Source organism: Streptomyces sp. BBFR51, from assembly GCF_044591655.1.
In the GTDB taxonomy this organism is placed as follows: Bacteria; Actinomycetota; Actinomycetes; order Streptomycetales; family Streptomycetaceae; genus Streptomyces.
On sequence record NZ_CP172448.1, the window covers coordinates 453,342 to 474,042 of the forward strand.

Genomic DNA, 20,701 nt, shown 5'->3' on the forward strand with positions numbered 1-20,701 from the left:
GTGGGTCCCTTCCGGGTCATGACGTCGAGGAGTGGGAACCGGAAAGGGCGGCGGTGCGGCCTTCCTGGTGGTAGACGGAGTGCCACACGCGGTTGCGCAGTGCGGCGAACTCGGGGCTGAGCCGGAACGCCTCGTCCCGCTCGATGGCGGGGTCGACGTCGATGACGTCGTAGACGCGTCCCGGGCGGGCCGCCATCACGATGACGCGGTTGGCCAGGAACACGGCCTCGTCGACGTCGTGGGTGATGAACAGGACCGTGCGCTTGTCCTGGCTCCAGGTCTTCAGCAGCTGTTCCTGGAGTTTGACCCGGGTGAGCGCGTCGAGGGCGCCGAAGGGTTCGTCCATCAGCAGGATCGAGGGGTCGACGGCGTAGGCGCGGGCGATGGCGCAGCGCTGGCGCATGCCCCCGGAGAGGGTCTTGGGAAGGGCGTCGGCGAAGCGTTCCAGGCCGACCAGTTCGATGAAGTGCTCGGCTCGGCCCCGGCGTTCGTGCTTCGGCACGCCCGTGGTCCGCAGGCCGAACTCGACGTTCTGACGGACGGTCAGCCAGGGGAAGAGGGCGTACTGCTGGAAGATGACGCCGCGCTCGGGTCCGGGGCCCGAGACGGGGACGCCGTCCACCAGGGCACGGCCCGCCGTGGGTGTCTCGAGACCGGCGAGGATGTTCATCAGGGTGCTCTTGCCGCAGCCCGAGGGGCCGACGACGGTGACGAACTCGTGGTCCGCGATGTCCAGGGAGACGTCGTCGAGGGCGGTGAAGGTCTCCCGGCCCAGGGAGAAGGTCTTGGTCACGTTCTGGACGGAGATCTTGGCGGGTGTGCTGGTCATCGGCGTTCCTGCCATCGGGTGAGCCGGCGTTCGGCGAGGAGGAGGACGCGGTCCATGAGGAGACCGAGGATCCCGATCGAGATGAGTCCGACGAAGATGGTCGGGAGGTCGTAGTAGAGCTGGGCGTTCTGCATCCGGTACCCGAGGCCCTCCTGGGCGGCGATCAGCTCCGCGGCGACCAGGGTGGCCCAGGCCGAGCCGAGGCCGACCCGCATGCCGACGAGGATGAAGGGGGTGGACGCCGGCACCACCACGCGGGCGAAGATCGTGGCGTCGCCCGCGCCCAGCACCCGGGCGGCGTTGATCAGGGTGCGGTCGACGTTGACCACGCCCTGGAAGGTCGAGATCACGCAGGCCAGGAACGCGGCGAGGAAGATGACGAAGATCTTCGGCGTCTCGTCGATGCCCATGGCGACCACGGCCAGCGGGATGATGGCCAGCGGCGGAATGGTGCGGAAGAACTGGATCCAGGGTTCGATCAGTCCGCGCAGGATGCCGTACCAGCCCATCAGGAAGCCCACCGGGACGGCCACGGCCGTGCCCAGGGCGAAGCCGATGAGCACCCGCGTCAGGCTGGCCAGGGCGTCGTCGGCGAGCGTCCCGTCGCTGATCAGTGTGCCGGCCCGGGACACGACCTCCGGCGGGGTCGGCAGCTTGAAGCCGGCGGACGCGGCGGCCCACCAGATCGCGATGCCGAGCGCGACGGACACGGCGTTGAGCGCCAGGGGCAGCCCCCGCCGGCCGGAGCGGGCCCGCTCCGGCGTTGTCTTGGTGTCGGCCGTGTCGGCCGTGTCGGCCGTGTCGGATGCGTCGGCGTCGGGCGAGACCCCTGGCCGCTTGTCGGAAGGCTGTGGGTGCCGCTGGTCGGCGCCCTGCTTGTCAAGGACGGACATGGGCGGCTCCTTCGGTGGCGGAGTCGGGTTCATCGGAACGGCCCTTCACGTCGGCGGTTTCGGGATACCTCGCCAGGAGGGGAGAACTGTGGAAGACCGCGGCCAGTGCGCCGATGGCGCCGTCGTCGTCCGAGAGCCGGGCCGCGGCGACGACGGGGCCGGCCGAGGCGGTCGGGAAGATCTCGGCGGCGAGGGTGGCGGCGACCTGCTCCACGAGGACGGGCGCCAGCCGGGTGATCTCGCCGCCGACGACCACCTTCGCGGGGTTCAGCATCATGGTCGCGGCGCCGACCACCCGCCCCAGCGCCCCCGCGGCCTCCCGCAGCACCCGGTCCACCACGGGGTGGGCGCGGGCGACGGCGGCCGCCAGGTCGTCGAGGTTCTCCAACTGCAGGCCGAACTCCCAGCAGGCGGCGAGGATTCCGGGCACCGAGGCCACGGTCTCCAGACAGCCGCGTTTGCCGCATCGACAGGGCCGGCCTGCCGGTTCGACGGTGACGTGCCCCAACTCGCCGGCCAGCCCCGACGAGCCCGTCACCAACTGGCCGCCGACGACGAGTCCGCCGCCGACACCGTCCGACAACCGTACGTACACCAGGTCGGCGACGCTGTCGGCGCCGCTGATCGCCTCGGCGAGGGCGGCCAGGCGGGTGTTGTTGTCGACGATCACCGGTGCGTCGAAGCGTTCGGCGAAGGCCACGTCGACGCCTTCGGGTGCCGGGCGGAGCACCGTGGACCCCGTGGTGGAGCGCGGCCAGGCCGCTCCCTCGGGGGCCGGATAGGGGCCCGGCACTCCGATGCCGATGCCCTGCAACGCCCCGTAGTGGACGCCGGCCTCGCTGCTCAGCCGGTCGACCAGCCCCAGGGCCAGCTCGGTCCGGGTCCCCCAGGTCGCGGTGTCCTCGTACCGGACGGAGCCGGAGACCATGATCTCGTGCGCCGCGTCGGCGACGACGACGTGGACGCGGCGGTGTCCGAAGTCGACGCCCATGAACTGCGCCGACGCCGGGTCGAGCGCCAGCCGTTCGGCCGGCCGTCCGCTGCCCTCGCGCCGGGAGGCGTCGGTGTCCACGACGACGATGGCCCCTCGCTGCAGGAGGTTGCCGGTGATCTCGGACAGGGTGGTGCGGGACAGCCCCACGACCCGGGCGATCTCGCCGCGGCTCATGGCGCCGTTCTCCTGCAGCGCACGCATCACGCGTTCTTCGTGGGTCCGCCGGACCAGTGCATGCACTCCGCTGGGCATCTGCATGCCGGTCAAGGTAGGGAGGCTCGATTATTCCGTCAACACTCCGACAGAAAGATGCAATGAAGCGTTCACAATGCCTGGTGGGCCGGGCCTCGTAGGTGTCGGTTGAAGTGGATTATTCGTCCGCCCTGTTGACGTAAATGTGCGGGCGTTCGCATGCTGTGCGCCATACCCCCGTCGTGCGGCTCGTGTGCCGCCCTCGGTTCCCGGACGGGGACGACGAAGGAGAACGCGTCTGATGACCGATGCCGAGCACGGACTGCACCGACGATCCCTGCTGGCCGGCGCGACCGGCCTGGGGGCGGCGTTCGCCCTGCCCGCGAGCGCCGCGCAGGCGGCTGACGCGACGGCTCCCACGACGGCAAAGGCGTCGCGGCGGCACCCGCGGAACTGGCCCGACCCGGAGCCCTACGGCGTCGCGGACACCCGGGTGGACCTGTGGCCGCGCGAGGACAACTCGTTCGTCCTGCCGCTGGAGTTGCGCCCCCGCGACAAGGAGCGCGGCACGGTCTGGATGCGCGACACCTACGTCAACTGCTTCGTCGTGGACGGCCGACCGCTCTACGTGGCGACCGGCACCTCCAGGGTCCCCGGCCTCGAGGCGGCCGCCCCCTGGAACGACGGCATCTTCGTCTGGACGTCCCGCTCCCTCGAGGGCCCCTGGAAGCTGGCGGACACCACCCGCATCCGGCCCGGCGCGGAGAAGGGCAAGGTGTGGTCGCCGGAGTTCGTCGGCGAGAACCGCCCCGGTCGCACGGTCGTCGCCCCCTGGCAGGAGTACTGGCACGACGACAGGTTCGGCAAGCGCGGTCACGCCTGGGCCCCGGAGCTGCACCACTTCCGCGGCAAGTGGTACCTCGTCGCGTGCACGGGCGACTACGCCAAGAAGGTCGGCTCGTTCATGCTCGTCAGCGAGGGCGGGGTCGAGGGACCCTACCGGCTGATCGAGGGCAATCTGGACAAGCCCTTCGGCGACTCGTTCATCGGGGGGCCGAGCTTCATCGAGCCCGGCGCGTACCACCACATCGACGGCGGCCTCTACTCCGAGGGCGACGACGCGTGGCTCGTCCTGCACAACAACCTGTACGCGAAGTTCCGGGACGACATGGAGGACATCGTCACGACGACGAACCTCCCGACGTTCCGGCAGCAGCCCTACTCGCCCGAGCCCTATCTCGAGGGCGCCTACGTGTTCAAGTACAAGGGCAAGTACCACCTGGTCCACGCCGCGTGGGACCGGACGTCCGTCAACGCCGACGGCACCGTCCGCCATGCCTACGACGTGCCCGCCGCCGGGCGGGTGCAGTACCAGTACGACGCGATCGTCGCCGTGGCCGACCGGTTCGAGGGTCCGTACTCGAAGCGGTACACCGCGGGTGTCGGCGCCGGTCACAACAACTTCTTCGTCGATCACCGGGGCGACCTGTGGGCGACGTACTTCCTGAACCCGGCCGCCGGCTACTACTCGAACGACTCGCGCACCGCCGAGTCCGCCGTGCCCGGTGTCGTACGGCTGGAGTGGACCGGCCCGTCGGACGGCCGGCTGTACGTGAAGCGCGGGTCGGACGGAGGCGGCACCCGGCACTGAGCGGCGGCGGCGGCCCTCCGGGGCCGCGCCCTCGCGTGCCGTCGCGGCGGGACGGGCGTAGTGTCCAGATATGCGTGATGTTCGGGGTGGCCGGCGTCGGGCAGTGGACGGCTGATGGACTCCGCGATGGCCGCCGTGGTGCGGGCGAGTGGTGCGTTCGGAGGACTCCTGTACGTACTGCCGCCGGGCGACCACGCCGTGTGGCAGATCCTGGTGGCGGGAGTTCCGCAGGAGATGGCCGCTCCGTGGCGGCGGGTCGGCCTCAAGGATCCGATGCCCGTCGCGGACGCCATCCGGGAGCGTCGCCTGGTGTGGGCCGGCGGCCGGGAGGAGATGGCTCGCGAGTATCCGCGGCTGGCGCTGGTACTGCCGTACGACTTCGGGCTCGCGGCCGCACCGCTCGTCTCGGGCACCGCCGTCCGGGGCGGGCTGGTGCTGCTCTGGCCCGGCAACCATTCGGCACGGCTGAGCACCGCTGAGCAGGACGTCATCCGGGCGGGCTGCCGCCGCCTGGGCGAGAGCCTGCAGCGGGCGGCCGACCGAGGCGAGCCGCTGCTGCCCCCGGACCGGCCCCGGACCCTGCCGCCGCCCGCCCCCCGCACACCCTCCCCCGTGGAGGCGGCCGCGCTGTCCGCCTTCGTGGACCGGCTGCCGGGCGGGTCCTGCACGCTGGACCTGGACGGACGCCTCACCTTCGTCACCCCGGCCGCGGCCGAACTGCTCGGTGCCGATCGCTCCGACCTCGTGGGCGCGCTGCCGTGGGAGGCGCTGCCCTGGATGGACGTGCCGCATGTCGAGGACCGCTACCGGGCCGCGCTGGTCAGCCGCCGGCCGCAGGCCTTCACCGTCCTGCGGCCCCCGCAGACATGGCTGGCCTTCGAGCTGTACCCGGACGCCACCGGGCTGAGCGTCCGCATCACTCGCGGCAGCCCGGAGGCGGACGCGCCCCCGCCCCGGTCCGTACCGACCTCCGGGCCCAGCCGCGCCACCGTGCTCTACCACCTGATGCACCTGGCCTCCACGCTGACCGAGGCCGTCGGCGTGCAGGACGTGGTCGAACAGACCGCCGACCAGCTGATGCCCGCCCTGGGCGCGCAGGCCATGGTGGTGATGACCCCGCAGGACGGCCGCCTGAAGATCGTCGGGCAGCGCGGCTACCGCCCCGAGATCCTGAAGCACTACGACGGGGCTCCCCTCACCTCGGCCATCCCCGGCGTCGACGCCATGGCCACGGGTGTCCCGGGCTTCTGGACGACCTTCCACGAACTCCACGACGCCTACCCGGCCACCGTGCACGAAGACGGGATGGCCGCATGGGCGGTGCTGCCGCTGATCGCCTCCGGCCGCCCCATCGGCTCCCTCCTCCTCTCCTACCGGCGGCCCCACGTCTTCCCGCCCGGCGAACGTGCCGCCCTCACCTCGCTGGCCGGCCTGGTCGGGCAGGCCCTGGACCGGGCCCGTCTCTACGACGCCAAACACCACCTCGCCCACCGCCTTCAGTCCGCCCTGCTGCCGCACACCCTGCCCCGTGTACCGGGCCTGAACGTCGCCGCCCGCTACCTTCCGGCTGCCCGGGGCCTGGGCATCGGCGGCGACTTCTACGACGTCATCCGTCTCGACGAGCACACGGCGGCCGTCACCATCGGCGACGTACAGGGGCACAACGTGGACGCCGCGGCGCTCATGGGGCAGGTTCGCACCGCCGTGCACGCCCACGCCACCGTGGGGGCGCCGCCCGACGACGTCCTGGCCCGCACCAACCGGCTGCTCACGGACCTGGACCCCGGCCTGTTCACCAGCTGTGCCTACGTCCACCTCGACCTCGCCACGCATCGCGCCTGCGTGGCCCTCGCCGGCCACCCGCCTCCCCTCGTGCGCCACGCCGACGGACGCATCGAACGCCTGCGGGTGCCGCCCGGTCTGCTGCTGGGCATCGAGCCGGACACCGTGTATCCCTCGCTGGAGTTCCCGCTGCCGCCGGGCAGTGTGCTCGCCCTCTACACCGACGGACTCGTCGAGGCGCCCGGAGTCGACCTCGACGACGCGATCGCGGCCCTCGCCGGGCTGCTCGAGCACGGCGATCCCGGCGACCTCGACGCCATGGCCGACACCCTCATCCGGCACGCGCCCACTCCGGGCGACGACATCGCCCTGCTCCTCATCAGTCCCCGCGTGTCGGCGGCGGGGCACTCCAGCGGCGGACCGATCGTTTTCACAGGCAAGAAGGACGAACGCCGGTCGACGCAGGCCGGCAGCGGAGGAGAAGACCCTTAATGAGACACCAGAGGGTGCGCGATCTGATGAGCGACGCCGTGGTCCGCGTCCAGCGCGGCACACCGTTCAAGGAGATCGCCCACCTGCTGCTGGAGTACGACATCACCGCGGTGCCGGTCGTGGACGCGGAGAACCGCCCCGTGGGGGTGGTGTCGGAGGCGGACCTCCTGCAGAAGATGTGGGGCCAGGAGCCCGAAGGCTCACCCGAGTTCGCGAACGGGTCCCGGCCGGCCGGGGGCAAGGCGTCCGCCACGGACGCGGCGGGGCTCATGACCTCGCCCGCACTCTGTGCGCGCGACACCTGGAGCGTCGTCGACGCCGCCCGTGTGATGGCGCGGCACGGCATCAAACGGCTCCTGGTGGTCGACGAAGCAGGGCGGCTGACCGGGGTCGTCAGCAGAAGCGACCTGCTGCGGGTCTTCCTGCGCACGGACCGCGCGATCCGCACCGAGATCATCGAGGAGGCCCTGGTCAAGGCCCTCGGCCTGGCTCCCTCGTCGGTGCAGGTGGATGTGACGCACGGACACGTGGTGCTCAGCGGCCGGCTCCCCGGCCATGTGTCCGCGCCGGCGCTGGAGGAGCACTGCAGGAGCGTGGACGGCGTCGTCGCCGTGGAGTTCAGACCGGCGGGAGAGACCGGGGCCGGGGGCTCGGTCCCGGTCGCTTCCTGACCCCTGGCCCGGGTGGGACGGGCCCGCCCGTGCCGGGCTCCGGGGGGTGGAGACGGACACGGGCGGAGTGCGGCGGGGGTCCTCAGACCCCGGTCGAGTCCTTCACCTGCGGCGGCTCCGCCCGGGGCGCCGGCACCGCGGCCGGTGCGGGCGCGGGGCCGCCCTCGCTGAGCCCGAACCGCCCGTGGAACCTGCGCAGGAAGGGCGGTGCGTACCAGGCCGAGCGGCCGAGCAGACGCATCGCGGCCGGTACGAGGACGCCGCGTACGGCGACGGCGTCGATGAGGATGGCCAAACCGCTGCCCAGCCCGAACATCTGCATGAAGCTGATCTTCGCGGTCCCGAAGGCGAAGAAGCTCACCGCGAGCAGGCAGGCCGCCGCGGTGACGATGCGTCCGGTGTGGCCGAGGCCGTCGGTCACGGCGGTGCGGGTGTCCGCGCCCTGGTCGTGGAGCTCCTTGATCCGGCTGGTGACGAACACCTCGTAGTCCATGGAGAGACCGAAGGCGATGCAGAACATCAGCACGGTCATCGACGCCTCCATCGGCTGCGGTGTGACGCCGATCAGGGAGGCGAGGTGGCCGTCCTGGAAGATCCAGGTCATGACGCCGAGCGTCGCGCCCAGGCTGACCACGTTGAGGACCAGCGCACGCACCGGCTGCACGACGCTGCCGGTGAACAGGAAGAGCAGGACGAAGGTCGTCAGCGCGACCAGGCCCAGGGCGAGCGGGAGCCGGCCGCTGATGGAGTCCTTGGAGTCGACCAGTTGGGCGTCCCCGCCGCCCACCAGGGCCTTGGTCCCGGCGGGCGGCGCGACCGCCCGCACCTCGTGGACCAGTTCCTGGGCGTCGTCCGACCTCGGCGTCAGACCGCTCACCACGGTGATCCGCTGCGCGTCGGGGCGGCCGAGGGCCGTGTTGCCGGGTCCGGCCGCCTCGGTGCGTCCCCCCACGTAGGTTCCGGTGCCGGTCTCGACGCGGACGACCCCCTCGAGGCCGGACAGTTCGGCCGCGTAGGAGCCCAACGGGGCCTTGTCCACGGCCTCGTCGATGACGACGTGGAGGGCGGCGTCGTCGTTGCCGTTGAACTTCTCCCGCAGCACGGAGGCGACTTGGCGGCTCTGGGCGTCCTCGGGCAGTACGCGTTCGTCCGGGGTGCCCAGGGTGATGCCCAGCAGCGGGCTCGCCGCCACCAGCAGGACGGCCAGCACGGGCAGCGCGGTGAGCGCGGGACGCCGCATCACGGTGCCGGCCAGCCGTCCCCACAGGGGCGGCCGGGATGCGGTGCGGGGGCGCTTCGCCCAGGGCAGCCGCCCGCTGTTGACCCGGTGGCCCAGGACGACGAACAGGGCCGGCATCACGAACAGGGTGCCGATGGCCGCGATGGCGACGACACCGACGCCGGCGTAGCCGAAGGAGCGCAGGAAGTACTGCGGGAAGACCAGGAGGGCGGCGAGCGCGACGGCCACCGTGGCGGCCGAGAAGGCGACCGTGCGGCCCGCGGTCCGCACCGTGTGACGGACGGCGTCGTCCACGGTGGAGCCGGTCGCGAGCTGCTCCCGGAACCTGCTGATCATCAGCAGGGCGTAGTCGATGCCCAGGCCGAGCCCGAGGGCGGTGGTGAGGTTGGTCGCGGACACGGACACGTCGACGGAGCCGCCGAGGAGGGCGAGTTCGGCGAACGTGCCCGCGATGGCGATGGTCCCGATGGCCAGCGGCAGCAGGGCCGCGACCACGCTGCCGAAGACGACCAGGAGCAGCAGGAGGGTCAGCGGTACGGCGATGGCCTCGGCCAGCAGGAGGTCCTTGGGCGTCTGCGTCTCCATGTCGTTGCCCACGGCGGCGCCGCCCCCGGCCTGGACGCTGAGCCCATCCTCGCGCGGTCCGGAGAAGTCGTCGATGACGCTCTTGGCGTTCTCCCGCTGCTGTGTCTCGTCGCCCTTCACATGGGCGAGGACCAGGGCTTCACGGCCGTCCTCGGAGCGCAGGGCGGACTTCTTCGCGTCCCAGTACGAGACGACGTTCTCGAGGTTCGGGTCCTGTCTGAGGTCCACCACCAGGGCCCGGCCGCCGCGCTCGGCGGCCGGCGCGTCGACGCGGCCGTCGGGGCTGCGGACCAGCAGGACCAGGTTGGTCTCCCCGCCGAACTTCTCCTCGATGGCCTTCCCGGCCCGGGTGGACTGGGAGGCCGGGTCGTCGTAACCTCCCCCCTTCAACTTGCCGAACGCCCCGGCTCCGACGGCACCCATGAGGGCCACGGCCACGACGGCGACCACGAGTACCAGCCGGGACCGGCGAATCGCCAGTTCGGCTATGCGTTCAAACACGCACGTTCTCCCTTGTGTCTTGCGGTGAAGGCGACGGAACGCGACCGGAATTGACCTCGAACGGGCCGGCGTCGCCGCGACATGACGTTAGTGAGACGCCGCGAGATCTGGCAGTGTGAGATTTACCTAACAATGTTCGGCTTCTTGATGGCGCGTTCTGTACCCGCGCCCTAGGCTCGCCGTATGCCCGCAGACCGAACCACCCCGGCTCCCGTCTCCCTGCGCGAGCGGCGCCGGGCCGCCGCGGCCCAGGAGATCGTGGACGCCGCCGAGGAGCACATCAGCCTGCACGGACCCGCGGCACTGTCCCTGCGCGCCGTCGCCCGCTCTCTCGGCATGACCGTGCAGGCGCTCTACCACTACTTCCCGAACCGGGACGCCCTCGTCACGGCGCTCATCACCAAGGCGTACGGCGACCTGTCCGACGTGCTGCGGGCCGCCGCCGGCACCGTCGTCGAGGACTCCTCCACACCTCGCCTCGTGGTGGTGGCCGAGGCCTACCGAGGCTGGGGCATCGCCCATCCGGAGCGTTTCCAGCTTCTCTACGGGACGCCCCTGCGGTACTACGCGGCGCCCGCCGAAGGCCCGACCACCCAGGCGGTCCGGCGGATGGGCGCGATCTTCCAGCGCGAGCTGTTCGACGGCTTCACCCCGGCACAACTCGCCGCGGCCGACGTGCCCGCGCCCTCACCCCCGTTCCGGGATCATCTGCGAGAGCTTCCCCCGAACGCCCAGGGAGACCTGCCGCCCGCCGCGGCCTCCCTCTTCCTGAGCGCGTGGGGGCATGTGCACGGCCTCGTCGTGCTGGAGGTGTTCGGGCACACCTCGTTCCTCGGTGACCATCAGGCGGAGATCTTCCGCACGTCGGTCCGGATGATGATCGAGGACATCCACCGCCGGATACCGGCCGCCTGACCCCGACTTCAGGGGCGGTGGCCGTCGTCCCGGGGTTCGCGGACGGGGTCCGGGGCGGTCAGGGCCGGGATCTCTGGGTGGTCGCGGAGCGCGGCGATGACCGCGTTCACCGCGGCGCGCCGGGGAGTGCCGCGCCGCACCACGACGGCGACGTTGCGGTGCACCGGTGGGCTCAGCCGCCGGGTGACGACGGCATGGTCCGAGGTGACCGCCAGGGCGGGCAGCAGGGCGATCGACCCGGCCGACTCGACGTGCCGCAGCAGCATCAGGTAGTTGCTGAACCGGCAGGCCACCCGGGGTTCGAAGCCCGCCTCGCGGCACAGCCGCACGGTCAGGTCCGCCATGTACGACTGCGGCCGGTCGCAGGCCCAGGTCTCGTCCTTGCACGCCGCGAGGTTCACCGCCGTACGGGAGGCGAGCGGGTGACCCCGCGGCAGCACCAGCACGACGGAGTCGCTGCCCAGCGACACGACCTCGAGATCAGCTCCCCGGGACAGACCGGTGTAGTCGGTGGTCGTGACGATGACGTCCGCCTCCCCCGAGCGCAGGGCGGGGCCGCTCTCGTGCGGCTCCATCTCGACGAGTTCGAGGTGCAGGTGCGGATGGGTGGTGGCCAGGCGGGCCGCCGCCGGGACCGCGAGGCTGTAGATCGCGCTCTGGAACACCCCGAGCCGGACGGTGCCGATGGGCTCGTCGTTCAGGGCGCGCAGTTCCGCCTCGACCTCGGTCATCCGGTCCAGGATCTCGCGGCCGCGGCGGGCCAGCAGAAGTCCGGCCGGGGTCAGCCGCACCCGCCGCCCGGTCCGCTCGATCAGCCGGCACCGGGTCTCGGTCTCGAGCACCGCCAGTTGCTGGGAGACCGTGGACGCGCTCAGATGCAGCGTGTCGGCGACCGCGCGGACGGTACCGAGCGTGTCCAGCAGGCTGAGCAGTCGCAGTCGTCCCGAATTGAGCACGCAGCGATTGTAGGGCGCTTGTACGGTTCTGTCGTACAGCGACGTCGACTCCGTGCGATGGACACGCGCAGCGATGCGTCCTTAACGTCGGTCGCATGCCTTTCGAGACTCCCGGCGCCGACCAGGGGCGCCATCTGATCCGCTACTCCGGCCACGCACCCTTCTCGCCGGAGGTCGTCGTCCGTGCCGCGGGCACCTCCGTGTTCACCGAGAGCGGTCGTGAGCTGCTGGACTTCACGTCCGGTCAGATGAGTGCCATCCTCGGCCACTCCCACCCGGCGATCGTCTCCACGGTGCGCGAGCAGGTCGCGCACCTCGACCACCTGCACAGCGGCATGCTCAGCCGCCCGGTAGTCGAGCTCGCGCGCCGGCTCGCCGGCACCCTGCCCGAGCCACTGGAGAAGGCGCTGCTCCTGACCACCGGGGCGGAGGCGAACGAGGCCGCGGTGCGGATGGCGAAGCTCGTCACCGGCCGCCACGAGGTCGTCTCCTTCGCACGGTCCTGGCACGGCATGACCCAGGCCGCCGCGAACGCCACCTACAGCGCCGGACGCAAGGGCTACGGCCCCGCCGCGCCGGGCAACTTCGCGCTGCCGGTCCCGGACCGCCACCGCCCCTCCCTCGTCGACGCGGAGGGCGCGCTCGACTGGCGCCGCCAGCTCGACCTGGGCTTCGAGATGATCGACGCCCAGTCGGTGGGAAGTCTGGCCGCGTGTCTGGTCGAGCCGATTCTCAGCTCGGGCGGTGTCGTCGAGCTCCCGCCGGGCTATCTCGCCGCCCTGGCCCACAAGTGCCGGGAGCGCGGCATGCTGCTGATCCTCGACGAGGCCCAGACCGGGCTGTGCCGCACCGGCGACTGGTACGCCTTCGAGCACGAGGGTGTGGTCCCGGACATCCTCACGCTGTCCAAGACGCTCGGCGCGGGGCTGCCGCTGGCGGCCGTACTGACCAGCCCGGAGATCGAGCAGCGGGCGTACGACCGCGGTTTCCTGTTCTTCACCACCCATGTCAACGACCCGTTGCCGGCCGCCGTCGGCAACACCGTCCTGGACATCCTGGTCCGCGACCGGCTCGACGAGCGCGCCCGCAAGCTCGGCGCCCTGCTGCGCGGGCACCTCGACCGGCTCGCCGTCCGCCACGAGGTGGTCGGCGACGTCCGCGGCCGCGGGCTGCTGCTGGGCATGGAACTGGCCGGGGACGAGGTCCTGGGCGCCGGTGGCGCGGACCGCCTCGGCGCCGACGTCACCCGGCGCTGCTTCGATCTGGGGTTGCACATGAACATCGTCCAACTCCCGGGAATGGGCGGCATCTTCCGTATCGCACCCCCGCTGACCGCGAGCGACGACGAGATCGACCGGGGTGTCGCCATCCTCGACCAGGCGCTCACCGACGCCGCGCGGGAGCTCTGACGCGAAGGCCCCGGTGACCTGGGTTCCAGATCACCGGGGCCATGCGGGCGGTGTCAGACTCCGGCCGTCTCCGGCTCGCGGGTCGGCTCCGCGGGCGCGGCGGTGTCACCGAGCTCCTTGTGGAGCTTCGCGCCCTCGACGTCGACGTTCGGCAGGAGGCGGTCCAGCCACTTGGGCAGCCACCACGCCTTGGTGCCGAGCAGGGCGAGCACCGCGGGAACGATGGCCATGCGGACCACGAAGGCGTCGAAGAAGACCGCGATCGCGAGGCCGAAGCCCATCATCTTGATCATGGCGTCGTTCTCCAGGATGAAGCCGGAGAACACGCTCATCATGATGATCGCGGCCGCCGCGACGACCCGGCCGCCGTGGGTGAAGCCCGTGATGACGGACTCGGCGGCGGACGAGCCGTGGACGTACGCCTCTCGCATGCGGGTGACGAGGAAGACCTCGTAGTCCATGGCGAGACCGAAGACCACGCCGATCATGAAGATGGGCATCATCGACATGATCGGACCGGGCTGGTCCACACCGAAGAGGTCCGCGAGCCAGCCCCACTGGAAGACCGCGACCACCGCGCCGAGCGCCGCGGCCACCGAGAGCAGGAAGCCCAGGGCCGCCTTCAGCGGGACGAGGACCGAGCGGAACACCAGCATCAGGAGCAGGAAGGCGAGGCCGACGACCAGCGCCAGGTAGGGGATGAGCGCGTCGTCCAGGGTCTGGGAGAAGTCGATCGTCATCGCGGTCGCGCCGGTGACCAGCATGGTCGCGCCCGTGTCGGTCCTGATGTCACCGGACAGCGAACGGATGTCGTGCACCAGCGACTCGGTGGCGGCGTCGCTCGGGCCGGTCTTGGGCACCACGGTGAGGACGGCGGTGTCGCCCTCCTCGTTGAAGTTGGCCGGGGTGACGGCCTCGGCCGCGCCGAGTCCGCTGATCCTGTCGCGGACGAGGTCGGCGGCGGCCGTGGGGGCCTCGGCGTCCCGGGCGTCGACGGTGACCATCAGCGGGCCGTTGAACCCGGCGCCGAAGGAGTCGGACAGCATGTCGTAGGCCTTGCGCTGCGTGGTGTCCGGCGCCGAGCTGCCCTCGTCGGGCAGGCCCAGCTCCATGCCGGCGGCCGGTACGGCGATCACGCCGAGGCCGAGGACCGCGGTCAGCAGCACCGTCACCGGGCGCCGCAGTACGAAGCGGGCCCAGCGGGTGCCGAGCTTCGGCTTCGCGGCCGCCGCCCGCTGTCCGGCGGGCGCCTTGCGGTCCTTGCGGCTGAGCGCCTTCTTGCCGGCGAAGCCGAGCAGCGCCGGGGTGAGGGTGAGGGCGATCAGCACGGCGATGCCGACCGTGCCCGCGGCGGCCAGGCCCATCTTGGTGAGGATCGGGATGTTCACGATCGTGAGGCCCGCCAGGGCCACGACGACGGTCAGTCCGGCGAAGACGACCGCGGAGCCGGCCGTGCCGACCGCGCGTCCCGCCGCCTCCTCGGGGGCGCGGCCCTCGGCGATCTCCGCCCGGTAGCGCGAGACGATGAACAGGGCGTAGTCGATGGCGACCGCGAGGCCGATCATCATGGCGAGCGTGGAGGTCGTCGCGGACAGTTCCAGCGTGCTGCCGAGCGCCCCGATGGCGGAGATGCCGATGCCGACACCGATGATCGCCGACAGCAGCGGCATGCCGGCCGCGACCAGCGAGCCGAAGGTCAGCAGGAGCACGACCGCGGCGATCCCGATGCCGATCAGCTCGGCGGTCCCGCCCATCTCCTGCTCGGCCACGACCGCGTCGCCGCCGGTCTCGACGGTGAAGCCGTCGGCGCGCGCGTCGTCGGTGGCCGCGGTGAGCGCGTCGCGGGCCTGGTCGGTCAGCTCCATCGCGTTGACCTTGTAGGTCACGGAGGCGTACGCGGTGGTGCCGTCCTCGCTGACGGCGTCCGCCTTGAACGGGTCGTCGACCGAGGCGACCTGCGGGCCCGCGCCGAGGGCGCTCACCAGTTCCTCGACCTGGGCCTTGCCGGCCGGGTCGGAGATCTTCCCGCCCTCGGGTGCACGGATCACGACGCGTGCGGTCGCGCCTTCGGCACTGGCGGCCGGGAACTGCTCGTCGAGGAGGTCGAAGGCCTTCTGGGACTCGGTGCCGGGCATCGAGAAGGAGTCTTCGGGCGCGGCGGGCGCGGTGGACGCGGCGACGCCGGCGCCCACGAGTATGGCCACCCAAAGCAGGGCGACGAGACCGCGGCGCCGGAACGCCCGTCGGCCGAGTCGATAGAGGAACGTAGCCACCTGGTACCAATCCGTCGGGTTGCGGGCAGGACTAAGACCCGGCGCATGGGGGGAGGCAGAGGCGCTGACCGGGGTACATATCCATGCTCACCCGGCGTCGTCCGCGATTGATCCGACCCTGGGTCTGGACTGGTGTACTGCATCGGGTGTAGTGCGCCCCCGTGCCCCTCTCCCCCGGGTGTAGATCTCGGCGATGGGTGTACGCCGCATTCCGTTGCCGCGGGCAGCCGACGGGTCAGCCGGTCACCGGTGTCACGTTGCCGCCCGGGCCGCAGCGGACCGTCCAGGGGGTGCGGGAGCGGTTCAGGTTCTCGTGGATGCGGATGTCGACCCGGGTGGCGGGCGAGTCGCCCGGGACGTCGGCGTGGGCCGCGGTGCAGGCCAGCTGGCCGACCGCGGTGACGTCCAGCTCGCCGGTACTGACCTGGACGGGGACGACGACGTCGACGGCTCCGTCGCTCGCGGTGGCCGTCAGCTGCCCGTCCATGGGGGGCACCCGGGTCGTCAGACCGCGCTCGCGCTCGGCGGGGGTGGGGCCTTCGAGGAGGAGTTCGAGGGCCTGCTGGGGGCTGGGCGGCCGGTCCACGGAGCGGGTGACGGACTGGACGCCGTAGGGGCCGGCGAAGTAGAGACGCGCGGTGCGCGCCTCGCCGCCGGGCCGCTGGACGCCGGACGCGGGCGCCCCGGCGTGCACCGGGCCGGTGGGGCCGATGCCGCAGCCGGCGACGGCGACGGCGACCACGGCGACGAGCAGCGGGGCCGCCAGGGCGCCGGCGGTGGCCCTCCTCGTGCGCGGGGCGGGGCGGTGGGTCATGGCTGTTCCCCGGTGGCGGCGGCCGACGGCAGGTTCAGGGTGAATGCTGCGCCGCCGCCGGGAAGGTTGGCGGCGGTGAGGGTGCCGCCGTGCAGGACGGCGTTCTCGTGGGCGATGGCCAGGCCGAGGCCGCTGCCCGAGGAGCGGGTGCGTGCCGCGTCGGCCTTGTAGAAGCGGTCGAAGACGTGCGGGAGCGCCTCGTCGGGGATGCCGGGTCCCCGGTCGGCGACGGTGACGACGGCGCGGTCCGCACGGGCGCGGACGGTGACGGTCACGGGCGGACCTCCGTGGTGCAGCGCGTTGGCGACGAGGTTGCCCAGGACGACGTCGATCCGGCGGGGGTCGACACGGACCGGGACCGGGTCGGGGAGGTCGGCACGGACGCGCTCGTCGTGGGCCCAGCCGCGCAGTTGGAGTGTCTTGGTCACGAGGGTGCGCAGGTCGACGTCCTCCCGGTGGAGGGGGGCGGCGCCGGCGTCGAAGCGGGAGACCTCCATCAGATCCTCGACCGTGCGGGCCAGGGTGCGGATCTCCTCGCTGATCAGCCGGACGGCGTCCTCGGTGTCGGGGGGCAGGACACCCGAGGCGGCGTCCTCGTCGAGGACCTCGGTGACGGCGGCCATGGCGGCCAGCGGGGTACGCAGTTCGTGGGCGACGTCGGCGGCGAAGCGGCGGGCCCCGGCCTCCATGCGGCGCAGTTCGGCGGCGTCCTTCTCCAGGGTCTCGGCCATGGCGTTGAACGAGCGGGTCAGATCGGCCAGTTCGTCGCGGCCCTCGGTGGCCAGGCGGGTGTCGAGTTCCCCGGCGGCGATGCGCTCCGCGCCGTGACGCAGCCGGCGTACCGGGCGCAGGACGCCGCGCGCCGCGAAGAGGGCCGGTACGAGGGCGAGGCCCAGGGCGGGGACGGCTCCGGCCTGGGCCGCGGTGACCAGGGCGGCGATGTCGGCCTGGTCGTCGTCGAGGGGGAAGGCGGCGTACACGGTCAGTCCGGAGGGGGCGCCCGCGCCGGCGTAGACGACGGGCATGCCGAGGGTCAGCCAGGGGCGGCCGTCGTGTTCGACCCGCTGGTGGACCGCCTGTCCGCTCTCCCGGACCTCCTCGCGCAGCTCTTCCGGCACGGGTGGCGGCTCCGGGGAGGCCGCGACCGGTTCGCCGTCCCGGTAGGCGGCCGCGGAGTGCCAGCCGCGCGAACCTCCGGCCTGGTCGATACGGCGGCTCAGCGCGCGCAGGTCCTCGGTGCGGGGCGGGAGGTTCAGGTCGGGGGCCAGGGAGTCGAGCTGGGTGCGCAGTTCGGAGACGGCGGTGTCCTCGGCGCGTTCGAGGATGGCGGCGCGGGCCCGGTGGAAGGTGAGGCCGGCGGTGAGCAGCGCGCCGAAGGCGGCGGCCAGCAGGAAGGCGACGACGAGTCGTACCCGTAGTCCACGGGGTCCGCGCGGCCGGAGCCTCAGCACAGGGGACCGAAGCGGTATCCGAAGCCGCGGACGGTCTGCACGTACACGGGTTTGCGCGGATCGTCCTCGATCCGGGCGCGCAGCCGCATCACGCAGGCGTCGACGAGGCGGACGTCACCGTAGAAGGAGTGCTCCCAGACCTGCTCCAGGAGCTGCTGGCGCGAGTAGACCTGGCCGGGGGTGGCGGTGAGGAACAGCAGCAGCTTCAGTTCGGAGGGCGCCAGGGGCAGTTCGGAGCCGTGCTTGGCGACGACCAGGGTGGTGCGGTCGACCGTGAGGTCGGCGTGGTGCTCCGGGCCCCGCACGGGCGAGGGCCCGGCGGGGCCGTCCTGGCCGGGCGCCACCCGGCGCAGGACGGCCCGGATCCGCGCCTGGAGGATCTCCGCGCCCGCCGGTTTGACGATGTAGTCGTCGGCGCCCGCCTCCAGGCCGACGACCATGTCGATCTCGTCGCCGCGCGCGGAGAGGATGATGATCGGGATCTGTTTGCTCTCCCTGATCCGGCGGCACACCTCCAGACCGCTCATGTTCGGCAGCATCAGGTCGAGCAGCACCAGGTCGGGCCGGTGCCGCTCGAGACTCAGCAGTCCCGTCTCGCCGCTGCCCGCGACCGCCACCTCGTGTCCCCGGCGCTTCAGCGCGAGAGTGACGCCTCTCTGGACGGCGGGGTCGTCTTCGATGAGCAGGACTCGTGCCATGGGGGTGCGTTCTTCTCCGGTCTTCGGCTCGGCGGACGGCGTCTTCTGCCAGCGTGCTCGAAGGGTATGACGCCCGGTTCCGCATTGGGTGATGAAACGATGACAGGCCTCCTGCGCCGGGGGCGGGACGGTTTGTGCTGGAGACATGAACTCCAAGACCACCTCCATCCCACGACCGCGACCCGCCCGCCGCGTCGCCGGGTACGCCCTCGTCGCCGTGGCTGCCGCTCTTCCCCTGACCGCGTGCCAGGACTCCGGCACCGGCGTCGAGGTCTCCGCCGGCGGCAGCACGGCGGCCGACGCCTCGGACGGTGGGAAGGCGTCCGACGGCGGGAAGGGCTCCGCCGGCGGTAAGGGGGACGGCGGGCCGCGACGGCTGCTGTGGATGGGCGACTCCATCGGCGAGGCCCAGGCCCCGGCCCTCGGCGCGGCCATGAAGGCCGGCGGCGTCGGCTTCGAGACGGTGGCCGCCACCGGCGGGGGCGGTGTCGTCGGCGAGATCGCGGCACCCACCTGGGACCGCCTGCCGAAGACACTCAAGTCCTTCGCACCCGACGTCGTCGCCTACCAGGTCACCACCTACGACTGGGGCACCCCGGCCGAACAGCGCGCCGCCTACGAGCGGCTGGTGAAGACGGTGAACGAGGCGGGCGCCGACCTCCTCCTCGTGTCCGCGCCGCCCTTCAAGCTCGACGACTTCTACAAGCCGCACCGGGCGGAGATCGAGTCCGCGCCGCGGTCCGCGCGGAGCGTGGCCGAGGAGCACCCCGACACGGCCGGTTTCCTGGACGCCTCCGCCCTGTGGGGCGACGACACGGGTGCGCGCAAGGCGCAGCGCAGCAAGGACGGCATCCACTCCTGCCAGCAGGGCTCGGCCGCGTTCGCGGTCTGGTTCGGCGGGGAGCTGGAGAAGCGGTACGGCTTCGAGCCGGCCGCCGCCGAGGAGTGGGCCACCGGGACGTGGACCGGCGAGAAGGTCTACAGCCGGCTCGGCTGCGAGTAGCCCGCCGCGGTCGCGGACCCGACCTTCCCCTCGCGAGGCGTTCCCGGGCCGGGGACGCCTCGCCCCCTCGACGGAGACCAGCCCCATGACCCTGCCGGCCACACCCACGCCCGCCCAGCGCGGCACCCGCGCCGCCCCCTCCCCCACGCCCCGGACCGCGCGGCGGCACATCGCGCCGCTCGACGGCCTGCGCGGTCTCGCCGTGCTGGGCGTGCTGTTCTTCCACGCCGGTCACTTCGACGGCGGGTTCCTCGGCGTCGACCTCTTCTTCGTGCTGTCCGGCTTCCTCATCACCGGCCTGCTGCTGAAGGAGGCGCGGGCCCGCGGCGGCCGGATCGACCTCCTCGCCTTCTGGGGGCGGCGCGCACGGCGGTTGCTTCCCGCCCTCGCGGTCGTGCTCGCCGGCACCCTGCTCCTCGTGTGGGCGCTCGGCCCGCCGAACCTGCTCCGCTACGCCCTCGACGACGGTCCGTGGGTGGCCGCGAACCTCGCCAACTGGCACTTCGTCGCCGACCGGGTCGGCTACTGGGACTCCGCCGACACCAGGGTCTTCAGCCACCTGTGGAGCATCGCCGTCGAGGAGCAGTTCTACGTGGTGTGGCCGCTGGTGCTCTGCCTGGTGGCCCGCGGCCGGGACGCGGGCCGGCGCGTGGCAGCCGTGGCCGTGGCCGGGGCCGTGGTGTCCCTGGTCCTGATGGTCCTGCTCACCACCCCGGCCGACACCACCCGCGTCTACGAGGGCACCGACACCCGTGCGTTCTCCCTCCTCCTCGGTGCCCTGGCGGCGACCCCACCGGTCACCCGGCTGCTGTCCCGGGCCGGCGAACGCGCGGCCGGCCGGTGGAGCCTCGCGCTGGCGTGCGCGATCGGGGCGTACTGGATCACGGCCGACGGCCAGGACTCCCCCTCGCTCTTCTACGGCGGGCTCTTCCTCCACGCCCTGGCCGCCGCCCTGCTCATCGCCTGTCTCGCCCGGGCTCCCCGCACACCGGCCGGCCGCTTCCTCGCCGCCGCCCCCCTGCGTCGGCTCGGTCTGGTCTCGTACAGCCTGTATCTGTGGCACTGGCCCGTGTACCTGCTGCTGAGCGAGGAACGCCTCGGCCTTCAAGGCGCTCCCCGTACGGCCGTGCTGCTCGCCGTGTCGGTGGCGCTCGCCTGGCTCTCCAAGGTCCTGGTGGAGGACCCGGTCCGGTTCCGGGCCCGCTGGGCGAAGGGCCGCACCGGGGCGATCGCGCTGGTCGCCGTCTTCGCCGCGCTGGCCGCGCTGTGGGCGTGCGTCCCGCAGCCGCGAACCGGTGAGGGCTCGGTCGACGTCACACGTCTCGTGCGGGGCGAGGGCTGACGGCTGACTG

At 72.3% G+C, this 20,701-nt stretch carries 16 protein-coding genes; 7 read left to right on the forward strand and 9 right to left on the reverse strand.

The genetic code is table 11. The annotated features are described in order from the left end of the window. Positions 1–16: 16 nt before the first annotated feature. From ACGH7X_RS02115 to ACGH7X_RS02125, 3 genes are read right to left on the reverse strand one after another with little or no spacing between them, the layout of a single operon-like run. On the reverse strand, positions 17–829 hold the full coding sequence (locus tag ACGH7X_RS02115) for an ABC transporter ATP-binding protein (protein WP_399880968.1): 813 nt from the start codon (positions 827–829) through the stop codon (positions 17–19). Continuing rightward, positions 826–1,722, reverse strand: coding sequence for an ABC transporter permease (locus tag ACGH7X_RS02120; protein WP_399880970.1), 897 nt, complete (start codon positions 1,720–1,722; stop codon positions 826–828). Before ACGH7X_RS02120 ends, ACGH7X_RS02115 begins: the two co-directional genes overlap by 4 nt. Then, on the reverse strand, positions 1,709–2,974 hold the full coding sequence (locus ACGH7X_RS02125) for an ROK family transcriptional regulator (protein ID WP_399880972.1): 1,266 nt from the start codon (positions 2,972–2,974) through the stop codon (positions 1,709–1,711). Before ACGH7X_RS02125 ends, ACGH7X_RS02120 begins: the two co-directional genes overlap by 14 nt. Positions 2,975–3,209: 235 nt before the next feature. Between ACGH7X_RS02125 and ACGH7X_RS02130 the strand changes: the two genes are divergently transcribed. The 3 genes from ACGH7X_RS02130 (at position 3,210) to ACGH7X_RS02140 (ending at position 7,504) form a co-directional block, all read left to right on the forward strand. Then, entirely contained in the window at positions 3,210–4,559 is a 1,350-nt protein-coding gene (locus ACGH7X_RS02130) for a family 43 glycosylhydrolase (RefSeq protein ID WP_399880974.1), read from the forward strand. Positions 4,560–4,673: 114 nt separating this feature from the next. Continuing rightward, positions 4,674–6,833 (forward strand): SpoIIE family protein phosphatase, encoded by a 2,160-nt coding sequence (locus ACGH7X_RS02135; protein WP_399880976.1) that lies wholly within the window; start codon positions 4,674–4,676, stop codon positions 6,831–6,833. Beyond that, positions 6,833–7,504, forward strand: coding sequence for a CBS domain-containing protein (locus tag ACGH7X_RS02140; RefSeq protein ID WP_399880978.1), 672 nt, complete (start codon positions 6,833–6,835; stop codon positions 7,502–7,504). Before ACGH7X_RS02135 ends, ACGH7X_RS02140 begins: the two co-directional genes overlap by 1 nt. An 82-nt stretch (positions 7,505–7,586) precedes the next feature. On the opposite strand, the gene ACGH7X_RS02145 is transcribed toward ACGH7X_RS02140, so the two are convergent. Next, positions 7,587–9,830, reverse strand: a complete 2,244-nt coding sequence (locus tag ACGH7X_RS02145) for an MMPL family transporter (protein WP_399880980.1) — start codon at positions 9,828–9,830, stop codon at positions 7,587–7,589. Between the two features lie 183 nt (positions 9,831–10,013). On the opposite strand from ACGH7X_RS02145, the gene ACGH7X_RS02150 reads away from it, so the two are divergent. Continuing rightward, positions 10,014–10,745: a TetR/AcrR family transcriptional regulator gene (locus ACGH7X_RS02150; protein ID WP_399880982.1), complete on the forward strand. Its 732-nt coding sequence runs from the start codon at positions 10,014–10,016 to the stop codon at positions 10,743–10,745. 8 nt (positions 10,746–10,753) lie between these two features. On the opposite strand, the gene ACGH7X_RS02155 is transcribed toward ACGH7X_RS02150, so the two are convergent. Beyond that, positions 10,754–11,701 carry a LysR substrate-binding domain-containing protein gene (locus ACGH7X_RS02155; protein ID WP_399880984.1) on the reverse strand — a complete coding sequence of 316 codons (948 nt, stop codon included), beginning with the start codon at positions 11,699–11,701 and terminating at the stop codon, positions 10,754–10,756. 95 nt (positions 11,702–11,796) lie between these two features. Here ACGH7X_RS02155 and ACGH7X_RS02160 point away from each other — a divergent pair, with 95 nt between their 5' ends. Next, positions 11,797–13,110: an aspartate aminotransferase family protein gene (locus tag ACGH7X_RS02160; RefSeq protein ID WP_399880986.1), complete on the forward strand. Its 1,314-nt coding sequence runs from the start codon at positions 11,797–11,799 to the stop codon at positions 13,108–13,110. 53 nt (positions 13,111–13,163) lie between these two features. Here ACGH7X_RS02160 and ACGH7X_RS02165 read toward each other — a convergent pair whose 3' ends face one another. From ACGH7X_RS02165 to ACGH7X_RS02180, 4 genes are all read right to left on the reverse strand, one after another. Continuing rightward, on the reverse strand, positions 13,164–15,383 hold the full coding sequence (locus ACGH7X_RS02165; RefSeq protein ID WP_399880988.1) for an MMPL family transporter: 2,220 nt from the start codon (positions 15,381–15,383) through the stop codon (positions 13,164–13,166). A 235-nt stretch (positions 15,384–15,618) separates the two neighbouring features. Further along, positions 15,619–16,197, reverse strand: a complete 579-nt coding sequence (locus ACGH7X_RS02170) for a hypothetical protein (RefSeq protein ID WP_399880989.1) — start codon at positions 16,195–16,197, stop codon at positions 15,619–15,621. Continuing rightward, positions 16,194–17,648, reverse strand: coding sequence for an ATP-binding protein (locus tag ACGH7X_RS02175; RefSeq protein WP_399880991.1), 1,455 nt, complete (start codon positions 17,646–17,648; stop codon positions 16,194–16,196). The genes ACGH7X_RS02170 and ACGH7X_RS02175 overlap by 4 nt, the downstream gene beginning before the upstream one ends. Beyond that, positions 17,642–18,346: a response regulator gene (locus tag ACGH7X_RS02180; protein ID WP_399880993.1), complete on the reverse strand. Its 705-nt coding sequence runs from the start codon at positions 18,344–18,346 to the stop codon at positions 17,642–17,644. Before ACGH7X_RS02180 ends, ACGH7X_RS02175 begins: the two co-directional genes overlap by 7 nt. Before the next feature lie 145 nt (positions 18,347–18,491). Between ACGH7X_RS02180 and ACGH7X_RS02185 the strand changes: the two genes are divergently transcribed. Further along, positions 18,492–19,349, forward strand: coding sequence for an SGNH/GDSL hydrolase family protein (locus tag ACGH7X_RS02185; protein WP_399880995.1), 858 nt, complete (start codon positions 18,492–18,494; stop codon positions 19,347–19,349). 85 nt (positions 19,350–19,434) lie between these two features. Continuing rightward, positions 19,435–20,691, forward strand: coding sequence for an acyltransferase family protein (locus tag ACGH7X_RS02190; RefSeq protein ID WP_399880997.1), 1,257 nt, complete (start codon positions 19,435–19,437; stop codon positions 20,689–20,691). Positions 20,692–20,701: the final 10 nt, after the last annotated feature.

What these genes read in the sequence shown, in the direction of transcription:
- ACGH7X_RS02150 (WP_399880982.1), top strand. Translation starts at nt 10,014, where the DNA reads ATGCCCGCAGACCGAACCACCCCGGCTCCCGTCTCCCTGCGCGAGCGG.
- ACGH7X_RS02190 (WP_399880997.1), top strand. Translation starts at nt 19,435, where the DNA reads ATGACCCTGCCGGCCACACCCACGCCCGCCCAGCGCGGCACCCGCGCC.
- ACGH7X_RS02185 (WP_399880995.1), top strand. Translation starts at nt 18,492, where the DNA reads ATGAACTCCAAGACCACCTCCATCCCACGACCGCGACCCGCCCGCCGC.
- ACGH7X_RS02130 (WP_399880974.1), top strand. Translation starts at nt 3,210, where the DNA reads ATGACCGATGCCGAGCACGGACTGCACCGACGATCCCTGCTGGCCGGC.
- ACGH7X_RS02140 (WP_399880978.1), top strand. Translation starts at nt 6,833, where the DNA reads ATGAGACACCAGAGGGTGCGCGATCTGATGAGCGACGCCGTGGTCCGC.
- ACGH7X_RS02170 (WP_399880989.1), bottom strand. Translation starts at nt 16,197, where the DNA reads ATGACCCACCGCCCCGCCCCGCGCACGAGGAGGGCCACCGCCGGCGCC.
- ACGH7X_RS02135 (WP_399880976.1), top strand. Translation starts at nt 4,674, where the DNA reads ATGGACTCCGCGATGGCCGCCGTGGTGCGGGCGAGTGGTGCGTTCGGA.
- ACGH7X_RS02160 (WP_399880986.1), top strand. Translation starts at nt 11,797, where the DNA reads ATGCCTTTCGAGACTCCCGGCGCCGACCAGGGGCGCCATCTGATCCGC.
- ACGH7X_RS02180 (WP_399880993.1), bottom strand. Translation starts at nt 18,346, where the DNA reads ATGGCACGAGTCCTGCTCATCGAAGACGACCCCGCCGTCCAGAGAGGC.
- ACGH7X_RS02125 (WP_399880972.1), bottom strand. Translation starts at nt 2,974, where the DNA reads ATGCAGATGCCCAGCGGAGTGCATGCACTGGTCCGGCGGACCCACGAA.
- ACGH7X_RS02115 (WP_399880968.1), bottom strand. Translation starts at nt 829, where the DNA reads ATGACCAGCACACCCGCCAAGATCTCCGTCCAGAACGTGACCAAGACC.
- ACGH7X_RS02120 (WP_399880970.1), bottom strand. Translation starts at nt 1,722, where the DNA reads ATGTCCGTCCTTGACAAGCAGGGCGCCGACCAGCGGCACCCACAGCCT.